This is a genomic window from Maledivibacter halophilus (assembly GCF_900167445.1).
GTDB lineage: Bacteria > Bacillota > Clostridia > Peptostreptococcales > Caminicellaceae > Maledivibacter > Maledivibacter halophilus.
In genome coordinates this window covers 806,841-823,477 of sequence record NZ_FUZT01000001.1, presented here as the reverse complement: position 1 = coordinate 823,477, position 16,637 = coordinate 806,841, and the positions used below count along the sequence as shown (strand labels likewise).

Sequence of the window (16,637 nt, the reverse complement as noted above, 5' to 3'; positions counted from 1 at the left end):
AAATTAACACTTTTGTTATTTATATCCATTTTTCTTTAAATCTATGTTATAATTACTATATCTTTAATTAAAAAAGAGATATGATAGAGTTTATAACTATACAATAATATTTATTTACTTCCCATTTCAGACAACCTCCTGTTAGTTTTTATTTTACTAAACTAATGTGTGATTGCCCAAAATGATTATGGGACTTAAAAGCTAATTAATCAAATAAACAAGCTTTCTTTTAAATTATATAAACATGAATAATTTCTCTCCTAACTCTTATTCTAATATGAACATTTCTATTTTTTCAATATAATAAAACTATAATTATACTGAATGGGGTGTATCCTATGAATTTAGCACTTATGATAATTAGTCCATTTATTCCGGTTTTAGTACTTTATATTCTGGATAAAAAGTTCAAACTAAAATTAGAATTGATAAAGCAATTTAAAACAATTGGTAAATATAGATTCACTATCTTTGCAATCTCATTTATATGCTTTCTGAGTTATATGCTATTTACTGTTGAAAACAATATTTCTATAAACCCTTTAGCATTTTCTATATTATTTTTATATCATTATTTAATTCGTATACCAGAAGAATTGGACTAGCATTCTAAATTTTAATTATTTAACTTTTTGTCAGGCCTCGAAAGAAATCACCAATATCTTTGGTGAAATATTTTTGAATCTTTATTAAAATAGAACTTAATCGTTATTTGTCCATTTTTTGATTAAAAAAAATTAAAATATTCAATCTCTAATCTTATCAAGCTCTTCAATTAACTGCTCATATATAATTCTTTTATGATTGTTAGATAAATTATTTTTTTTGGCATATTCATCAATTTTATTTCTCACGTTGTAAAATATCTGTTCAGTTAATAATTGTGATGCATATTCTGGATTAGGAACATGTAAAATTACTTCCATGATTATCCCCCTTTTTGTAAATCTTATTTATTGAGGGATTTGTCTTATTACAAAATTTTATTAATTCCATTATCAAATAATTTTTTATTTACTTTTCATGAATGGCTTTTAATATTGCTATATTTAACATCCTTGTTCCTAGTAAGTTATATAAGCCTCTCTTTAAAACTTTAAAAGCTATACCATATATATTATGCAATTTTCCCTTCTAAGTTTTAAGATTAATTCACTGTAGTTAGATAAAAAATTACGCTCAATAATTCATCCTTATCGAACTAAAGAGCGTAAACAAGCAATTTGAAATATGTACTATATTTTCAATTTTCAATTTGTTTTCTTTGCATAGCCTTAAGCTAACGACATTGATTATACAACGCCTCTCTATCTAATACTACATTGATAAATCGTTTTCTTTCCAACGCTAACTAAGTGTTCAATTTGTTTATCCAAATCGTCCAATTCTATTAATTTCTTTTCAATACCACAAATTTTATTCGGATTAGATGAAGATTTAACAAAATCTATAATTTCATTAAATTCATATTTAACCGAATAACTATCTAGCAATACTTTACCAGGCTTAGATAATTTAACTGTATTAATCTTTTCTATTTTCATCATCCTAGATAATACTGCTAAAGCAGTTCCAGCCTGATATGTATAAATTGTATATTCATCATCAAACTGATTTTCATTATATAAGTTCATAAATTTAGAAATAGGTTTTACGTTAGATTTATAAACAATGCAATTTGAACTGTCTACAATAATAATCAATTCATTATCTTTTCCAATTTCAGCAAAATAATTCATTATAATTGATCCACTGCATCTTTAATTCTCTTTAATCCTTCCATAACCATATCTCTAGGTACGGCAAAATTAAAACGCATAAATCCTTTACCTTCTTTTTCTCCAAAAGTTGTTCCGTCATTTAATAATACTTTGGCTTTATTAAACATAAAATCCTTTAATTCAGCTTGTGTCTCAAAACCCAATTTTCTACAATCTAACCACATTAAGAAAGTAGCTTCTGGATTTATAGCTTTTATTTTGGGAATATTTTTATTGATATAATCAACAACTTGATTTTTTGTTTCATTTAAATATTCTTTAAGTTGATCTGCATAATCTTCTCCATGATTATAGCAAGCCTCTAATGCCACATTTCCAAAAATATTTCTTCCCATACCTTTGTTATATGTTTGTTGATTAATCATTCTTTGATAGATTGCTTCATTGGCTGTAAACCATGCAGCTGTTCTAAAGCCTGCAACATTAAATGTTTTAGCTGGGTTAATAAATGTAATTGAGTTGTTTGCAAATTCTTCAGAAATTGAATAGAAAGTTACAAATTCAATTCCATCATATACGATATCAGCATGAATTTCATCTACTGCAATTAATACATTATATTTTAAGCATAAATTACCCATTTTAATTAATTCTTCACGTGTAAACACTCTACCCGTTGGATTTTGTGGATTGCAAATAAACAAAATCTTAACTTTTGGATCGTTCAATTTATTTTCTAAATCTTCAAAGTCAATATAATATTTACCATCTTCTAATTTCATTTCATTATATAAGATTTGTCTACCATTGTTTTTAACTAATGCATGGAATGGAGGATAAACCGGAGTTTGTAGAACAATTTTATCTCCTACACTTGAAAATTCATTTACACACCAAATCATTGCTGGAATAACACATGGAGAAAAATCAACAAAATCAGGGTTAATTTCAGTATTATGTCTTACTTTATACCATCTAGCCACCGCTTTTTCAAAAGTGCTACTAATATATGGATATCCATAATGTCCTAATTCAACTCTTTTTAATAATGCTTCCTTAACTTCAATTGGACTTGGAAAATCTGTATCTGCAATCCAAAATGGTAAAATCTCTTCAGGACATAAAGACGGATCGTATTTCTTAGCATCTGTTCCTCTTCTTTGAACTCCTTTATCGAAATCATAAACATACTTACTCATAACTATATTCCTCCTCAATTTTTTTATTTATAATAATACTACAAATATATATGATGAAATGATACAAACAGCAAATGATACTAACATAGGTACCACACACCTTTTGATCATATCAATACTATCTATTTCTGCTAAACCTGAAACCGCAATTACTACACCTGCAACCGGTGATAGTGATCTACCAATAGCAGTAGCTAATTGCATTGGAACTGCAATAACTGCAGTAGAAATTCCCATTTCAGCTGCAATATTTGGAACTAATGGACCAAATGCATACCAAGAAGCATTTCCTGATCCTAGTAACATAACTGCACCAAAAGTAATTAAACTCATTAGAATCATAGAAATTATAACTCCTCCGCCTAATCCGGCAAGGAAATCACCTAATACAGATACACCATTTAAAACAATTATTGATTTAGCAAAAACACCTGCTGATATGATAATTGAAACAATATTAGCAAAACAAGTACCCATTGCTTTTAAAATAACAGGCATATCTTCACCAACTGCTTTTATATCTTTTCTTCTTATTATTTCTAATATAAAAGTTACTACAAAACCAATTAAATTTGCAGAAATAATACCCATATTTATATTAGGAATAAATGCAAATATTGATACTAATAGTAACGGAATTGCAGGTAAAATGATATATATAACAGGTAAATCAGGCATTTCTAAATTTTCAACTTTAATTCCATCTAAATTAGAAGCTTTATCTTCTTTATCCTTTTTTCTAAAATAAATTGGCAAAAATACTGCCATTGCTAATATACAACAAATACTAACCTTTGCTTGATATGTTAAAAAATATTGAACTGGTTCCATTTCTGAAATCTTAGCTGCGAAAATTGCACTTGAATCATTAGGACCCCAATCCAAGAATCCAACTAATGTCATTGTTGCAGCTGCACTGACTTTTCCAACACCTAATTGAATTAAAATTGGGAAGCAAGTTGCCATCATTAATAATCCTAATCCACTATGACTTGTAATAACTAATTTTAATATTGTACCAATAATAAATACAAAACTTAAAACTATATATGGGTTATTTAATTTTGATAATGGTTTAGTTGCTGTTAAAGCTAATTTTGTTGCTGCTCCAGTATGACTCATATAAACAGCATAACCAGTAACAGTCATTAAAATCAATCCTAAACCTTGTGTACTAGATTTCATTTTTTCTTCAACAAATTTTAACACGTCAAAGAAAAGGTTTCCCGTAGATGCTTCAACTAACGAAGTTCCCGTAACAAAACTGTAGATTGTTAGAGTAATGATACCAATTGCTAAAAATACAGCAACTGGATTGTGCTTTTTAATAATCAGCCTTGCTGCGATAGCTATAACTAAAACTGTTGTTAAAACTTGAATAAAACTTGTCATATTCATTCCTCCATTTAATTAATGTGGTTAGTTATTTGCAAAATGCTGTATATATTGAAAATACAATATCTACAAAATAATCAAATTTATTTCTTGCAGGTATTACTCAAATAATTCCAGTAATCCTTGCTGATAAAATTATGAGCATAATTATTATAATAAATAGTTAAAACATGATCGCGATCAACTTTTGGGCAAATAGGTTCAATAACTTCAACAAAACGATTAAATATATTTTCAATTTACCTAACTTAATCTTGTTTAAAATCTAGTAAATTAAAATTTATCAATAACACCTAAAAAAACACAAAATTTATGAGTTTTACAACTGAAGTAAAGAAAAATAATTAGAATTTTATATGTATTTTTCTCATACAATTCTAATTTTTAACTCTTGTTGCTATTTTTTAACTCTTCAAAATTATCAAGGTGCATTAAAATTATCAAAGTACATTCTGCTTTATCATTTTCACTTCCTCGTACTGCTATTTTGCAAATACCTAACTAATTTGATTATTGTGTAATTTAGTACGTAACTAAATTATATCACCATTATTTATCTTGTCAATAACTTTTTATCAGTATGATATCTTTTTATCTTGATAATAAAATAAAAATTTAACAGAAAAAATTCGACCTTAAACCCCTGCTAAATTAAAGGACATGTTATTAAATTTGCTAAAACAAATAAGTAAATTTAATCGCCTATTAGAAAGAAAATCTGTACAATTGAAAAAAATTAAAACCATTCAGCAATGGATTAACAACTTACAAATTATGATTATTTAATAATATTTTCAAAACTTGCAAAAAAATTATTATGATGATAATATGTATATGTAGAGATGAGCATAATTAATAAGAGTGGAGTAGGCAAAAGAAAACAATAATAAAATTACGTATTACGTAAATTTCTGAAATCAAAGTATAATTTTATAAAAATAACGATTATTAAGTATTTTTAATAAACCTTTGAAAAACCTAATAAGATGTAAAGATTTCATAATATCAAAAAGCAATATAAAGCGTTTGAAATTATGCTAAACGCTTTATACTATAAGGTAATTATGAGGTGATTAATGTGAACAATAACTTTTCAAAAGAAAATGAATTGTTAATTAATGCTCACATAACTATGGCAAAATTTCTTGGACAAGTACTTACCACAGATTATGAAATTGTAATTCATAAGATTGATGGTGAGGAAATCAGCATAGCTTGGTTAGAGCATAGCGAAGTAAGTGGTAGAACTCTTAATTCTCCTATTACTAATTATGCATTATCATTAATAAATAGTGATGAATATTTAAAAAATGACTATTTAACAAATTATAAAGGATCTGTAAAAAATAAAATTCTAAAATCTAGTACTTTATTTATTAAAAATAGTAATAATGATTTAGTTGGATTGTTTTGTATTAATTATGATCCTTCTATAAAGAATAATATTATTGATAAAACAATTAACAATTTAAAAGAACAATTAAATTTAATCAATAATGTTGATAAAAATTCTAAAGAAAGTCTAAACAATACTAACCACAATCATGAATTAATTGATCAACCAATTGAAAAATTGAATCTAGATGTTGAAGAATTAATTGAAGAGCTAATTTCAAAGTGCTTAAATGCTATCAATCTACCTATTAATAGATTAACAGCTGAAGAAAAAATGAAAATAATAGAAGATTTAGACAAAAATAACATATTTAAGGTCAAAGGTGCAGTAAATGCAGTGGCTAAACATTTACAAATTTCTGTTGCAACTACTTATCGCTACATAAAAAAAGTTAAATAGGAAAGATGGTGTAATTATGAATATAAAAATTTCTACAGAAAATGCTCCAAAAGCAGTTGGACCATATTCACAGGCAATAAAAGCAGGAGATACTATCTATGTTTCAGGGCAATTACCAATTGATCATACAACAGGAAAATTTGTTTCAAACGAGGTCGTAGATCAAGCACATCAATCAATCAAAAATATTAAAGCAATTTTAGAAAGTGAAGGATATTCATTAACAGATTCTGTAAAGGTTACAGTTTATTTAAAAGATATCAACGACTTTGCTGCCGTTAATGAAGTTTATGCACAATATTTTTCTGAACCATATCCAGCAAGATGTGCATATGGAGTTGCAGCTTTACCATTAGGTGCATTAGTTGAAATCGACTGTATCGCAGTTAAAAATTAATGAAAATATTAAAAATGGTTGAATAAAGTCTATTCTATGCCTTTATTCAGCCATAAATTTATAGTTTACCTATAAGAATCTAGAAAATCTTATATCATTAAATCATTAGTTAATTTTATATAAAGTTAAAGAATCAAATGTAGCTTCTGGCTAATAAATAAAAAATAAGTACAACAATTAAATTTATATTGCTGCACTTATTTTTGTTCTTATCCTATTTTCGATACATCTGCATAGGATAAGACAAATATTCTACATTTCTCATTTTTTCTATAGTATAATATCCTGCTGGAGCATCGATAATCAGCGGAATACGATTAACAATAGTTGCACAGGTATGTTCAACGGTTGCAGGCTTCTTTACAAAGAATGTTGTATCAGGTTCACCTATTATTTTCCAGTCACACATATCTCCGTCATCGGGACCATATACCTTGCCAATACACTGTGTCTCAATAATTGGTCCCTGATAAGTTTCAGTAGTTACGACAGCGCTCATTCCAATACAATTTCCTTTTGGAATAGTTTTGCCCAAAGTTTCAGAATACAAGTCAGTATCATAGAAATATGGAACACATTTTTGACTCTGTGACTTAATAGTCCATCCCATTTTTGAACATAAAGCTTCATTTGAATTCCATACATAGGCAGGTTCTAATGTTTCTGGATGGGCAATCTGCTCTTCAAACTCTTCAGGTGTAAGTCCGGCACCATGGGCTTTTGCAAGGGCAAGACCATAATCTTCCACATTGTAACTTACGGCTCCTTCTATTTTATCAATATGATGAACGCCTCCAGCTACACAGCTAATCATATTAATCCAGTAAATGTCCTGCATACCTGCACCTGCAATAGTACAATTATTTTCCTTAGCCATTTTATCCAATTTGTTAGTAATAGCAGAAGCAGTTGTCCAGGGATAAATAGCCTCTTCACAGGTAGTAATAACATTGATTCCACGACTTACAAGTTTTTCAAAATATGGCATTACATCTTCCATAAAACTAAACAATGTAACAACAGCAATATCCGCATCACATTCATCCAAAACAGCATCGGCATCGCTCCTGATGGGAACGTTTAGCTTAACACCTAACTCTGCCCAGTCCCCAACATCCATTCCTACAACATCGGGATTGACATCAATTGCTCCCACAATCTCTGCTCCTTTTTCGTATAAATATCGAAGAGTGTATTTAGACATCTTCCCACAGCCATACTGAACAACACGAATCTTTTCCTTAAACAAAGTTAAAACCCCCCATTATAATTATTTATCGGCTAAATGCTTCTAATACTACCGCCGTTAATTACAGTATAAGGGTTATAGTTAGAATAATGTCAACAGTTGTATTGTTATAAATTTAATAAAGTCTTATTGGTATTTGTAATCGTAAAAACATACCTCGCTCATTCTTTGCTAAAAAGGGCAATTCAACTAAAACTTCACATATATAATCCCCTACAATAGTGTAATTATTCTCCTTTATAGCATCTAAAAGACGATATATATATTTCTTTTCCTTTTCAAATTTATCACAATATATACAAAGGTAGGTGTTTGCAGGTATAGAAACAGTCAAATCATCAGGAACATAGTCTTTATCTACAAATACAAAAACTTCACTTGAATAAAAATTAAGCTGCTCTAAGTTTTTTTGTCGCAAGATAGTACCTGCATTGCAAAAATAAACTTGGGGTAGTTTGTCATCAATCAAGCTTTCCTTCAACTTTCTCAGCATCTTCTCATAAACCTCAATTCCATGGCCATAAAAATTTATCCCAGCATCAATGCAGTACATACTCCTATCTTCAATGTATTCAAGGACAATTGTGCCATCCCGTGGCGATGCCTCGTATCGCTCATAACACATCAATGTACGCCTAACAGCTCTTTTCTGACATTCCAGTTCACAAATCTGCTCATCAATTTGATACATTTTTTGACGGAGTACACTTTTTATAAGGGATGGGTCATTACGATCCAATTGTTTCTTTATGTCTTTTAACTTCATCCCTAAAGATTTCATATATTGAATTATATCAAGCCGTGCACTTTGTCTGATATCATAATAACGATATCCTGTTTCTTCATCAGTAAAATAAGGCTCTAGGAGCTTTATTTTATCATAATACCGCAGGGTTTGCTTAGATATATGATTAAGCTCTGCCATTTGACCAATTGATAATCTTTCCATTCCCATTGCCTCCATATCAGGTGTTTAATATTTTTAAACATTATACTAACAATAAGGATAAAGAAAATATGTTAAATTTGTAACATTTTACACAGGTTTGGATATGCTACTATTCAAATATAAATTTTCTTCTTTTATTTTACCATTAATAATAGAACTAGAACAAGAGTGCAGTTTTTTGTTCCTTTATCTAAAAATCAAAATCTAACCAAATGGTTAGATTTTGATTTTTAGATAACTGATTATGCTATAATTTTTTATATCAAATCAACTCTTATAAACTTGATAAAATTGCATAATTCTGATTTGACAAAATTGCATATAAAAATATTATCGTTAATTTAATTATTTAGAATGAAATATATTTCGATAGTATAGCTTTAAAGATTTTAAGCCAATATGTAATAGTTGGATTTTTCAAAAATAATTATGGAATTTTCTCTGTTTGTTTGGTAAAAAAAATAATTGAGGAGGATATTATGAAAAGAAAAATTGTATATTTACTAATCGCACTTTTATTAATTGGAAACACTGCTTATGCAGAAAATCAAGCTCCAGCCAATGTGCAAAACCCTGTGAATTTGGAAATGAGCATTCGTCCTTATACTATTAATATAGTAGATAATAATAGTAAAATTGTAATTACCTATCAAGATACTATGGAAAAGGAAGTAATCATCGACAAAAATGATTTATATTACGGCGACGAAGATACTCCTCGAATAACGAATGCTGTATTTGCAGAAATAAAAGATGTTGAAACATCCCCAGATAAAAGTAAAATCTACTTTAATGCAAAACGTGGGTATTCCGATCCTATAAAATATGGAGGTCCCTATTACTTTAGATATGACCTCAATACAAAAAAATTAATCTTACCTACTTTTATGTTTACTGCTCCAGGAAAAGATTATGGAAGCAGTGAGATTCCCCACAAATTAAATATTACATCAGATGGTAATATTGCTATTCAAAGAAGGTCGTATTCTATCGACTATAACTATGTATTATATAATGAAGATTTTGAATTTATTTCACTGATTGACTCTATAGAAAATATGAAAACTGTTGACTCTGTTCCCTTTGCCACTGTAAAATATGGGAAAAATGTAAGTGATTCAAATTCAGCATCCCATTTTATGCTATATGGAAAAGAAAAAAAGAAAAATGTACAAATGAAGGAAAAGATTAAATTATCATCAAATACAATTTTCAACGGAATTGAAATGAACGAACAGCCTATGGCTTTAGTTGCAGATAAAAATGGTACTTTGATTTCAAATCCTACAGACTCCCATTATACTTTCAGAATAAAAATATCTAATTTGCAAAATGAAGCCAGCAAGGGAGGCATTGTATTTGGCGTAAAAAATGATCCCCTTTCAGAAAAAGGATTTAATGGATTTGGACTCAGCTTCAATCCAAGCACAAAACATGTTGAATTAGAAAGATTTATTGACGGTCAATCGATTACACTAAAATATGCAGATATACCAGAGGATATAGACACTTTTAATGATGAAATGAACATTGGAGCAACATTATCACCTATAAAAAATCATGTTTACCTAAACCTATTTATTGAAGGTAATCGTGTTCTAGTTAACTTCCCAGTTGCTCAAATAAAAGATATGCCTGCATGGTCAAATTTCGGTGTTAGGGCCTTTTATTCAGATGTAGAAGTAAGTGATCTTACTGTGATAGGTGCTTTTACTGTCCCTAGAGAAAAATAAAATATAAAGGAGATTTATATGAAAAATAAAATATTATGTACGATATTAACCCTATGTATTGTTTTCGGCTGTACAAGTATTCAGTCTAATGCTATCTATAATAAGGATTTTTATATTACCCAGGCAAATGCAGCCTATGAAAAAAAATTGATTTCTGACAAGGATTTAGAAATTTTTAAAAAGGAATTGTGTGTAGATATATTGTCCGTTGACTATGGTGATAGTCCAGTTTATTATTCCTATGATTTAAATATGCTAGGACTTTTAAATGTAGCAGATCATGGTTATAGGCTTGGTGAAACCCCTACCAGAAGGGAAGGAATTAAAATGGCAGCAAAGCTTTTTGGTCTAAAACAAGATTCTGAATCCTCTATCTACAATCATCCCTTTACAGATGTCCCTAAAGAATTAAATGCATATGTGGGCTACGCTTATACAAAGGGCTTAATTGATAGTACTGAAAATAATTTATTTAGCCCTAATAAAATTATGAGCTATGACGAATATATGTCCATGATACTTAGAGGTCTAGGGTATAAAAAGAATATTGATTTCAACTTGGAAAATATAGGAGAAATTGCCATCAAATTAGGTCTTCCCCGAGCACCCTATGAAGATGAGTCTTTTTTGAGGGCAAAAATGATAAATATAAACAAGGATGCCTTAAACAAAAAATTTAAAAACTCCGACAAAAAACTTATAACAAAGCTCCTAGAAGATGGCACTATATCCAAGGAAGCCTTTGATTTATTGGATCAACAAGAATTTGAAAGACATTTCCGAAATTATAGGGATCTAACTTCTAAGACTATGTGGAAATATTATAAAAAGTATGATTTTGTATCCTTTAGCAATTTTAGAACCGGCTCTGCACCAGTATCTAAGATGTATACATGGCCTGGAAAGGATATTAAGCTTAAAAACGCTGGTCGTATAAGAATTTCTAAGGATTCTGGAGAAGAGACTTATTATGATATAGTAAAAAATATATTATTGGATTTAGAAATAGATGAATCCCAGGTTGAAAATTGTATGAAGGATTTAAAGGAAAAGGGCGAGAGTAAATATTCTGAATACTGTAAAAGAGTTATAGAAATCTATGATTCTACTACCTACATACATATTGGTTTTTATCTTGATTTTGAATAAATGATTATTGCTAGGGACAAGGAATAAAGTTCTTTGTCCTATTCTTTAATATAGATAGTTTTTGGGGATATTTAATATCTTATTCAATTAACTCCTTTGAAGAACCATCTATTTTTATTCTATAAAGATTATTATTATCACTTTTGTTTATATAATATATCCAGTCATCTATTACCCGTATCCCTTTCATTCCCATTGTAGGAACAACATCATTACTGAGTTTCTCTTCACTCGACCCATTAACTTTCATTTTATGTATAGTACCTTCTATATCAGAATTACCTTTTACAAAGTAGATCCAGCCCTTATTGACAGCTAGGTTAGATATAGGTTCATTTTTAATAATTTCTCTTTTAGATCCATAGATTTTAATCCTATATTTTCTACCTCTTTCATCATAATTAGAATAGTATATCCAATCTCCATCTATGGTAAATCCAAAAGAAACATTGTCATCTGTGATCTTTGTTTTCCTTGTACCATCTTTTTTAATTTTATAAAGTGTATTATTCTCAGTAGGATTTGTGTAAAAAATCCAGTCTTTAATAATAGTAATACACTTCATCTTATCATTAGATACTAATGAAATATTTGAGTCGTTTGTATCCATTTTATATAAATAATTATCCCTGCATTCATCAATAAAGTAAACAAAATCATTACTGTATCTGATAGATTTAATATTAATATTATCTGTTACCTTTACATTGTCTGATCCATCCATTTTAACTTTATATAAAGCTCTATTATCCTTTGCATTAATATAAAAGATATAATCTTTATAGATAAAGATATTACTTAAAGATGCATTATCTGGTATCTTTATAATTTCAGTTCCATTTGTCTTGACTTTATATAGTTTAATATCATTTTTATAATCCAAATCTACTCCATAAATCCAACTATCCTTTACTATAAATGAATACAGCTTATAATCAATTATCTTTTCCTTATTCTTTCCATCAAGATTAACCCTATATATTTTCTCATCATTTGAATTCGTATAATAAATATAGCCTTCACTAATGTAATAACTAACTTTTTCGTCTAACACCTTAATATTTTCTTTAGTATATAAGTTAAGCCTATACAGCTTAAACTCGTCTTTGAAATTAAGATAATATAACTGATTGTCTATAAGCGTATAGTTTAGACAAATTTCATCTAATAACTTTATCTTATTTAAATTAGTATGGGACATTTTATATAGATTCCCAATTTCAGTATCGGTATAATAAATCCATTCCTTATCAGCCACTGCTAATATTAAATCCTCATCACTAATTTTTTCATTAACAGTACCATCTTTTGAAATTCTATAGATAGGACCGGTTAACGTGCTCCATAAAGGACCATAGTTATCGGTATTCACATAGTAAATCTAATCATCAGTAACTAAAAAATCAGTTAGTGGTAAAATGTCATATAGCTTTGAACTACTATCTTTTAATGAAATACATTTCAATTTTGGTGAAATTGTATTTTTGTAAAGATATACATTATTATCATCAGCTAATGTTGGACAAGCCTAAATTCAAAAATGACATTATGTTGACTTCCATAAAATTATTACTAATAATCTATATTAATTCTCCTTTTTCATTATAAAACGGAGGACAATATTCAATTATTCCCGATACACCTACCAGTCCTTTTTCAACTAATTCTAATGCAAAAAGACAATTATCATTAAAATCATTTGTTGTGCCTATCTTCCACTTTGATGCTTTTTCAAACCCAAATTTAGTATAATACTCTGGATCTCCCATAACAATAATAGACTTAAACCCAAGATTTTTAGCATTTTCTATTCCTGCTCTGACTAAATGTTTTCCTATTCCCCGTTTTTGAAAATCCTTATGGACAGCCACAGGTGCCAAAGCAAGGGAATCAAAAGGAATTGAATCACCTTCTATTTTCATAGGTGTAAACATAATATGTCCCAAAATTTCACCCTCAGCTTCTGCCACAAGAGACAAATCATTTATATAATATTCACTCTCTCTTATTTTTTCAACCAAAACCCATTCATTAAATACTAAATCCTTTCCTTCTCTGGAAAAAGCTGATTTAATAACTTCCCTGACTTTAGGATAATCTTGTGATTTTTCCTTCCTTATTAAATAATTCATATTTTTACCCTCCTTCAGCTTCAGTATGTAAAATCATTTCATATGACCTAGTCAAATAATATTTTAGTTGGAGTATCTTCTTACTCCACAACTATGTCCTAAATTTAAATGATTTTACTAACTTAACAGGATTAAACTCAACCAATTTTATACTCTCAATCTTAACATCAAAGGGCTCATACTTTTCAATAATAACATCTAATGCATAATGAATTTTGGATTTAGGAATATTCATCTCTAATGTGCAATGAGGAAGCCAAAAGTCAGGTAAATAATAATGCCACTTTTCATCAATATCCTTTAAGGACTCATGTAGTTTTCCATGCAAATTAATTAATGTTTTTGAAGCAGTTGGAGATAAGAATAATACACTTTCATTTGATGGGAAAATCCCGAAACTTGACATTTTTATAATAAACATACTTTCGTTTTTAATAATTTTTTCTATTATCCTTTCAATCTCTAAAATATCAATATTATTAAATACTGCTAATGCAATATGTGGAAAGCCACCATATTGATCCATATAATCTGATATGCCTCTCTCGCGTAACTTCTTCCACATATTTTTTATAATGAAATTACTCTTCTCATCAAAATGTAATTCTATAGAAAATGCCATAAATCTTATTCCCCCATAATTTGATTTATTTAAACATCCTCACAAATCAAAGGTTGTATAGTGCCTACCGCTTAGTTCTTATCATAATTAATCAGGTTTTAGCTACTTAGTATTCTATTTGAAATTTAAAACTCTTATTTATATCTCCTATAAATAAGCTCGCCATATTAGTTGTGTAGCTGCTACTTGTCTATATCCAAAATATCTTTTACATATTATATCATATTTTGGTAGTATTTTACTCAATAATGTCATATATAGCCCTTGATATAATAAAGCTTATTTTCTATCTAACTTCTTCTATTTTCCCATTTAGGACAATATAATGAAAATATAGCATATATAAATAAGGGTGATAATATGAAAGCAGCCATATACTCTAGAAAATCCAAGTTTACAGGAAAAGGTGAATCTACCCATAACCAGATAGAAATGTGTAAGGACTATGCCAAAAACCATTTTCAAATTGATAATTTTATTATCTATGAAGATGAAGGCTTTTCCGGTGGAAATACTAATCGTCCTGAATACCAAAGAATGATAAATGATGCTGAAAATAAAAAATTTGATGTTCTTATATGCTATAGACTTGATCGTATAAGCAGAAACGTACTGGATTTTTCTCAAACTATTGAAATGCTCCAAAAATATGATATCAGCTTTGTTTCTATTAAAGAACAATTTGATACTTCTACTCCCATGGGTAGAGCTATGATGTACATATCTTCGGTTTTTGCTCAGCTTGAAAGAGAAACTATTGCTGAAAGAATCAAAGATAATATGCAAAAACTCGCCTTAACTGGTCGCTGGTTAGGGGGTAAAAAACCCTATGGTTTTAAAAGTCAGCAGATAGAAACCCTAGACAAAGAAGGTAAAAAAAGAAAGTTGTTTAAGCTTATTCAAATCCCTGAAGAAATTAAAATAGTTGAGCTTATATATGAAAAATATCTTGAATTATGTAGCTTTACTAAGGTTGAAAGTTATTTAATACAAAGTAATATTAGAAGAAATAATAACTCCTTCAATCAGTCTACAATAAGTTACATATTGAAAAATCCTGTTTATTGCACAGCAGAACCTATAATCCACGAATATTTTATAAATAGAAGAGCCACTGCTGCCGATATAAAGGAATTTAATGGAAAAAACGGACTCCTGGGCTATGCCAAAAGAGATGAAAGGAAATGGATAATTAGGGATAAGGAAGACTGGTTTATAGGTGTGGGAAAACATGAAGGAGTTATACCTGCCTCTCAGTGGATCAAGGTACAGAATATAATAGAAGAAAATCAAGGGAAAGCTATAAAGAATGGCACAAGCAATATAAGCCTAATTACTCCACTTTTAAAATGCTCCTGTGGGAAAACTATGAAATCTTCCAGTATTATCAAAAATGATGATGGAAGTATTAAATACTTCTACTATGTTTGCAGAAGAAAAGAAAGAACTAATGGCAGCTTGTGTAATATAAAAAATTTAAATGGGATAAAAACTGATAGGGAAGTGATCTCTACCTTAAAAAAAATATCCTTGGATAAAAAATTATTGAAAAAATCCTTTGACCAGGAAATTAAATCATTTAATAAAAACCAGCAAACCATAGAAGATAAAAAGAAATATATTTTAAATGAGATTGAAAGAAAAAATAAATTAATAAATAAGTTAGTTGAATCTATTGCTGACACTTCCAACGATGCTGCTTCTAAATATATTATTAAAAAAATAAACAGTATAGATGCATTAATTAAAGAACTTCAAAATTCCTTAAAACAAATTGAAGAAAACACTGAAACAGATTTACTGAAAAATCTAAACATAGAAATGACTTTTGATTTGATGGATGAAATGCAAAATATAGAAAAATATGATTTTAAAGAAAAGCAAAGCATAATACACAGACTGATTGATAAAATAGTATGGGATGGTGAAAATTTACATCTCTATATAAAAGGATTATGTTTTACAAATAGCAATTCATAGCTAAAGGTATGAATTGGGTAGAAAATCATAATCCTGAAGAAATTGCTAAGTCTTTACACCCACATTTTCCAGACGCTGATTTAGAGGTGCTTACTGCTTTAGTAGAAAGATATAAGGCTCAAGACACTTGGAAACCCGATTTAATTTTAACTGAAGAAGGATTAAATCATATGATGGATATTATAGATGCCGCAATAGGTCTTGATGATAGAGCCCCTTATGATAAAATAGTAAATACTGAGTTTGCTAAAAAAGCTATGAATGAATAAGTAAATAATAAATCCTCCTTTGCATAGTATGAAAAGGAGGATTTTCT

15 protein-coding genes are annotated in these 16,637 nt (G+C 28.8%); 6 read left to right on the top strand and 9 right to left on the bottom strand.

Going from position 1 to position 16,637, the window contains the following annotated elements; genetic code table 11:
• Positions 1–746 precede the first annotated feature (746 nt).
• From B5X81_RS03680 to dcuC, 4 genes are all read right to left on the bottom strand, one after another.
• Positions 747–926, bottom strand: a complete 180-nt coding sequence (locus B5X81_RS03680) for a hypothetical protein (RefSeq protein WP_079489438.1) — start codon at positions 924–926, stop codon at positions 747–749.
• A 381-nt stretch (positions 927–1,307) separates the two neighbouring features.
• Positions 1,308–1,739 carry a DUF1893 domain-containing protein gene (locus B5X81_RS03675; RefSeq protein WP_079489436.1) on the bottom strand — a complete coding sequence of 144 codons (432 nt, stop codon included), beginning with the start codon at positions 1,737–1,739 and terminating at the stop codon, positions 1,308–1,310.
• Positions 1,739–2,920 carry a MalY/PatB family protein gene (locus tag B5X81_RS03670; RefSeq protein WP_079489434.1) on the bottom strand — a complete coding sequence of 394 codons (1,182 nt, stop codon included), beginning with the start codon at positions 2,918–2,920 and terminating at the stop codon, positions 1,739–1,741. The genes B5X81_RS03675 and B5X81_RS03670 overlap by 1 nt, the downstream gene beginning before the upstream one ends.
• Before the next feature lie 27 nt (positions 2,921–2,947).
• Positions 2,948–4,312 (bottom strand): C4-dicarboxylate transporter DcuC, encoded by a 1,365-nt coding sequence (dcuC, locus tag B5X81_RS03665; protein ID WP_079489433.1) that lies wholly within the window; start codon positions 4,310–4,312, stop codon positions 2,948–2,950.
• A 1,081-nt stretch (positions 4,313–5,393) separates the two neighbouring features.
• Here dcuC and B5X81_RS03660 point away from each other — a divergent pair.
• Both B5X81_RS03660 and B5X81_RS03655 read left to right on the top strand, forming a co-directional pair.
• Complete coding sequence (locus B5X81_RS03660; RefSeq protein WP_079489431.1) at positions 5,394–6,110, top strand: helix-turn-helix transcriptional regulator; 717 nt, start codon at positions 5,394–5,396, stop codon at positions 6,108–6,110.
• Positions 6,111–6,126: 16 nt separating this feature from the next.
• Entirely contained in the window at positions 6,127–6,507 is a 381-nt protein-coding gene (locus B5X81_RS03655; protein ID WP_079489430.1) for a RidA family protein, read from the top strand.
• A 214-nt stretch (positions 6,508–6,721) separates the two neighbouring features.
• On the opposite strand, the gene B5X81_RS03650 is transcribed toward B5X81_RS03655, so the two are convergent.
• Entirely contained in the window at positions 6,722–7,756 is a 1,035-nt protein-coding gene (locus B5X81_RS03650) for an NAD(P)H-dependent amine dehydrogenase family protein (protein WP_330397328.1), read from the bottom strand.
• Positions 7,757–7,871: 115 nt separating this feature from the next.
• Complete coding sequence (locus B5X81_RS03645; protein ID WP_079489428.1) at positions 7,872–8,705, bottom strand: MerR family transcriptional regulator; 834 nt, start codon at positions 8,703–8,705, stop codon at positions 7,872–7,874.
• Between the two features lie 479 nt (positions 8,706–9,184).
• Here B5X81_RS03645 and B5X81_RS03640 point away from each other — a divergent pair, with 479 nt between their 5' ends.
• Both B5X81_RS03640 and B5X81_RS03635 read left to right on the top strand, forming a co-directional pair.
• Positions 9,185–10,438: a hypothetical protein gene (locus B5X81_RS03640; protein WP_079489427.1), complete on the top strand. Its 1,254-nt coding sequence runs from the start codon at positions 9,185–9,187 to the stop codon at positions 10,436–10,438.
• A gap of 18 nt (positions 10,439–10,456) precedes the next feature.
• On the top strand, positions 10,457–11,587 hold the full coding sequence (locus B5X81_RS03635) for an S-layer homology domain-containing protein (protein ID WP_079489425.1): 1,131 nt from the start codon (positions 10,457–10,459) through the stop codon (positions 11,585–11,587).
• Positions 11,588–11,666: 79 nt separating this feature from the next.
• On the opposite strand, the gene B5X81_RS03630 is transcribed toward B5X81_RS03635, so the two are convergent.
• From B5X81_RS03630 to B5X81_RS03620, 3 genes are all read right to left on the bottom strand, one after another.
• The gene (locus B5X81_RS03630) at positions 11,667–12,959 is read right to left on the bottom strand and encodes a DUF5050 domain-containing protein (RefSeq protein WP_170917262.1); all 1,293 of its coding nucleotides are present in this window, start codon (positions 12,957–12,959) and stop codon (positions 11,667–11,669) included.
• Positions 12,960–13,167: 208 nt separating this feature from the next.
• Positions 13,168–13,719, bottom strand: a complete 552-nt coding sequence (locus B5X81_RS03625) for a GNAT family N-acetyltransferase (RefSeq protein WP_079489422.1) — start codon at positions 13,717–13,719, stop codon at positions 13,168–13,170.
• Positions 13,720–13,810: 91 nt separating this feature from the next.
• Positions 13,811–14,341, bottom strand: a complete 531-nt coding sequence (locus B5X81_RS03620; protein ID WP_079489420.1) for a 2'-5' RNA ligase family protein — start codon at positions 14,339–14,341, stop codon at positions 13,811–13,813.
• Between the two features lie 360 nt (positions 14,342–14,701).
• Between B5X81_RS03620 and B5X81_RS03615 the strand changes: the two genes are divergently transcribed.
• Together B5X81_RS03615 and B5X81_RS03610 are read left to right on the top strand one after the other, a co-directional pair.
• A complete protein-coding gene (locus B5X81_RS03615; protein WP_079489419.1) occupies positions 14,702–16,321 on the top strand; it encodes a recombinase family protein in 1,620 nt (539 codons plus the stop codon).
• Between the two features lie 8 nt (positions 16,322–16,329).
• Entirely contained in the window at positions 16,330–16,590 is a 261-nt protein-coding gene (locus B5X81_RS03610; protein ID WP_079489417.1) for a hypothetical protein, read from the top strand.
• Positions 16,591–16,637 lie beyond the last annotated feature (47 nt).

Coding starts and splice junctions, on each gene's coding strand:
- B5X81_RS03680 (WP_079489438.1), bottom strand. CDS start 926: ATGGAAGTAATTTTACATGTTCCTAATCCAGAATATGCATCACAATTA.
- B5X81_RS03675 (WP_079489436.1), bottom strand. CDS start 1,739: ATGAATTATTTTGCTGAAATTGGAAAAGATAATGAATTGATTATTATT.
- B5X81_RS03670 (WP_079489434.1), bottom strand. CDS start 2,920: ATGAGTAAGTATGTTTATGATTTCGATAAAGGAGTTCAAAGAAGAGGA.
- dcuC (WP_079489433.1), bottom strand. CDS start 4,312: ATGACAAGTTTTATTCAAGTTTTAACAACAGTTTTAGTTATAGCTATC.
- B5X81_RS03655 (WP_079489430.1), top strand. CDS start 6,127: ATGAATATAAAAATTTCTACAGAAAATGCTCCAAAAGCAGTTGGACCA.
- B5X81_RS03645 (WP_079489428.1), bottom strand. CDS start 8,705: ATGGAAAGATTATCAATTGGTCAAATGGCAGAGCTTAATCATATATCT.
- B5X81_RS03640 (WP_079489427.1), top strand. CDS start 9,185: ATGAAAAGAAAAATTGTATATTTACTAATCGCACTTTTATTAATTGGA.
- B5X81_RS03635 (WP_079489425.1), top strand. CDS start 10,457: ATGAAAAATAAAATATTATGTACGATATTAACCCTATGTATTGTTTTC.
- B5X81_RS03625 (WP_079489422.1), bottom strand. CDS start 13,719: ATGAATTATTTAATAAGGAAGGAAAAATCACAAGATTATCCTAAAGTC.
- B5X81_RS03620 (WP_079489420.1), bottom strand. CDS start 14,341: ATGGCATTTTCTATAGAATTACATTTTGATGAGAAGAGTAATTTCATT.
- B5X81_RS03615 (WP_079489419.1), top strand. CDS start 14,702: ATGAAAGCAGCCATATACTCTAGAAAATCCAAGTTTACAGGAAAAGGT.
- B5X81_RS03610 (WP_079489417.1), top strand. CDS start 16,330: ATGAATTGGGTAGAAAATCATAATCCTGAAGAAATTGCTAAGTCTTTA.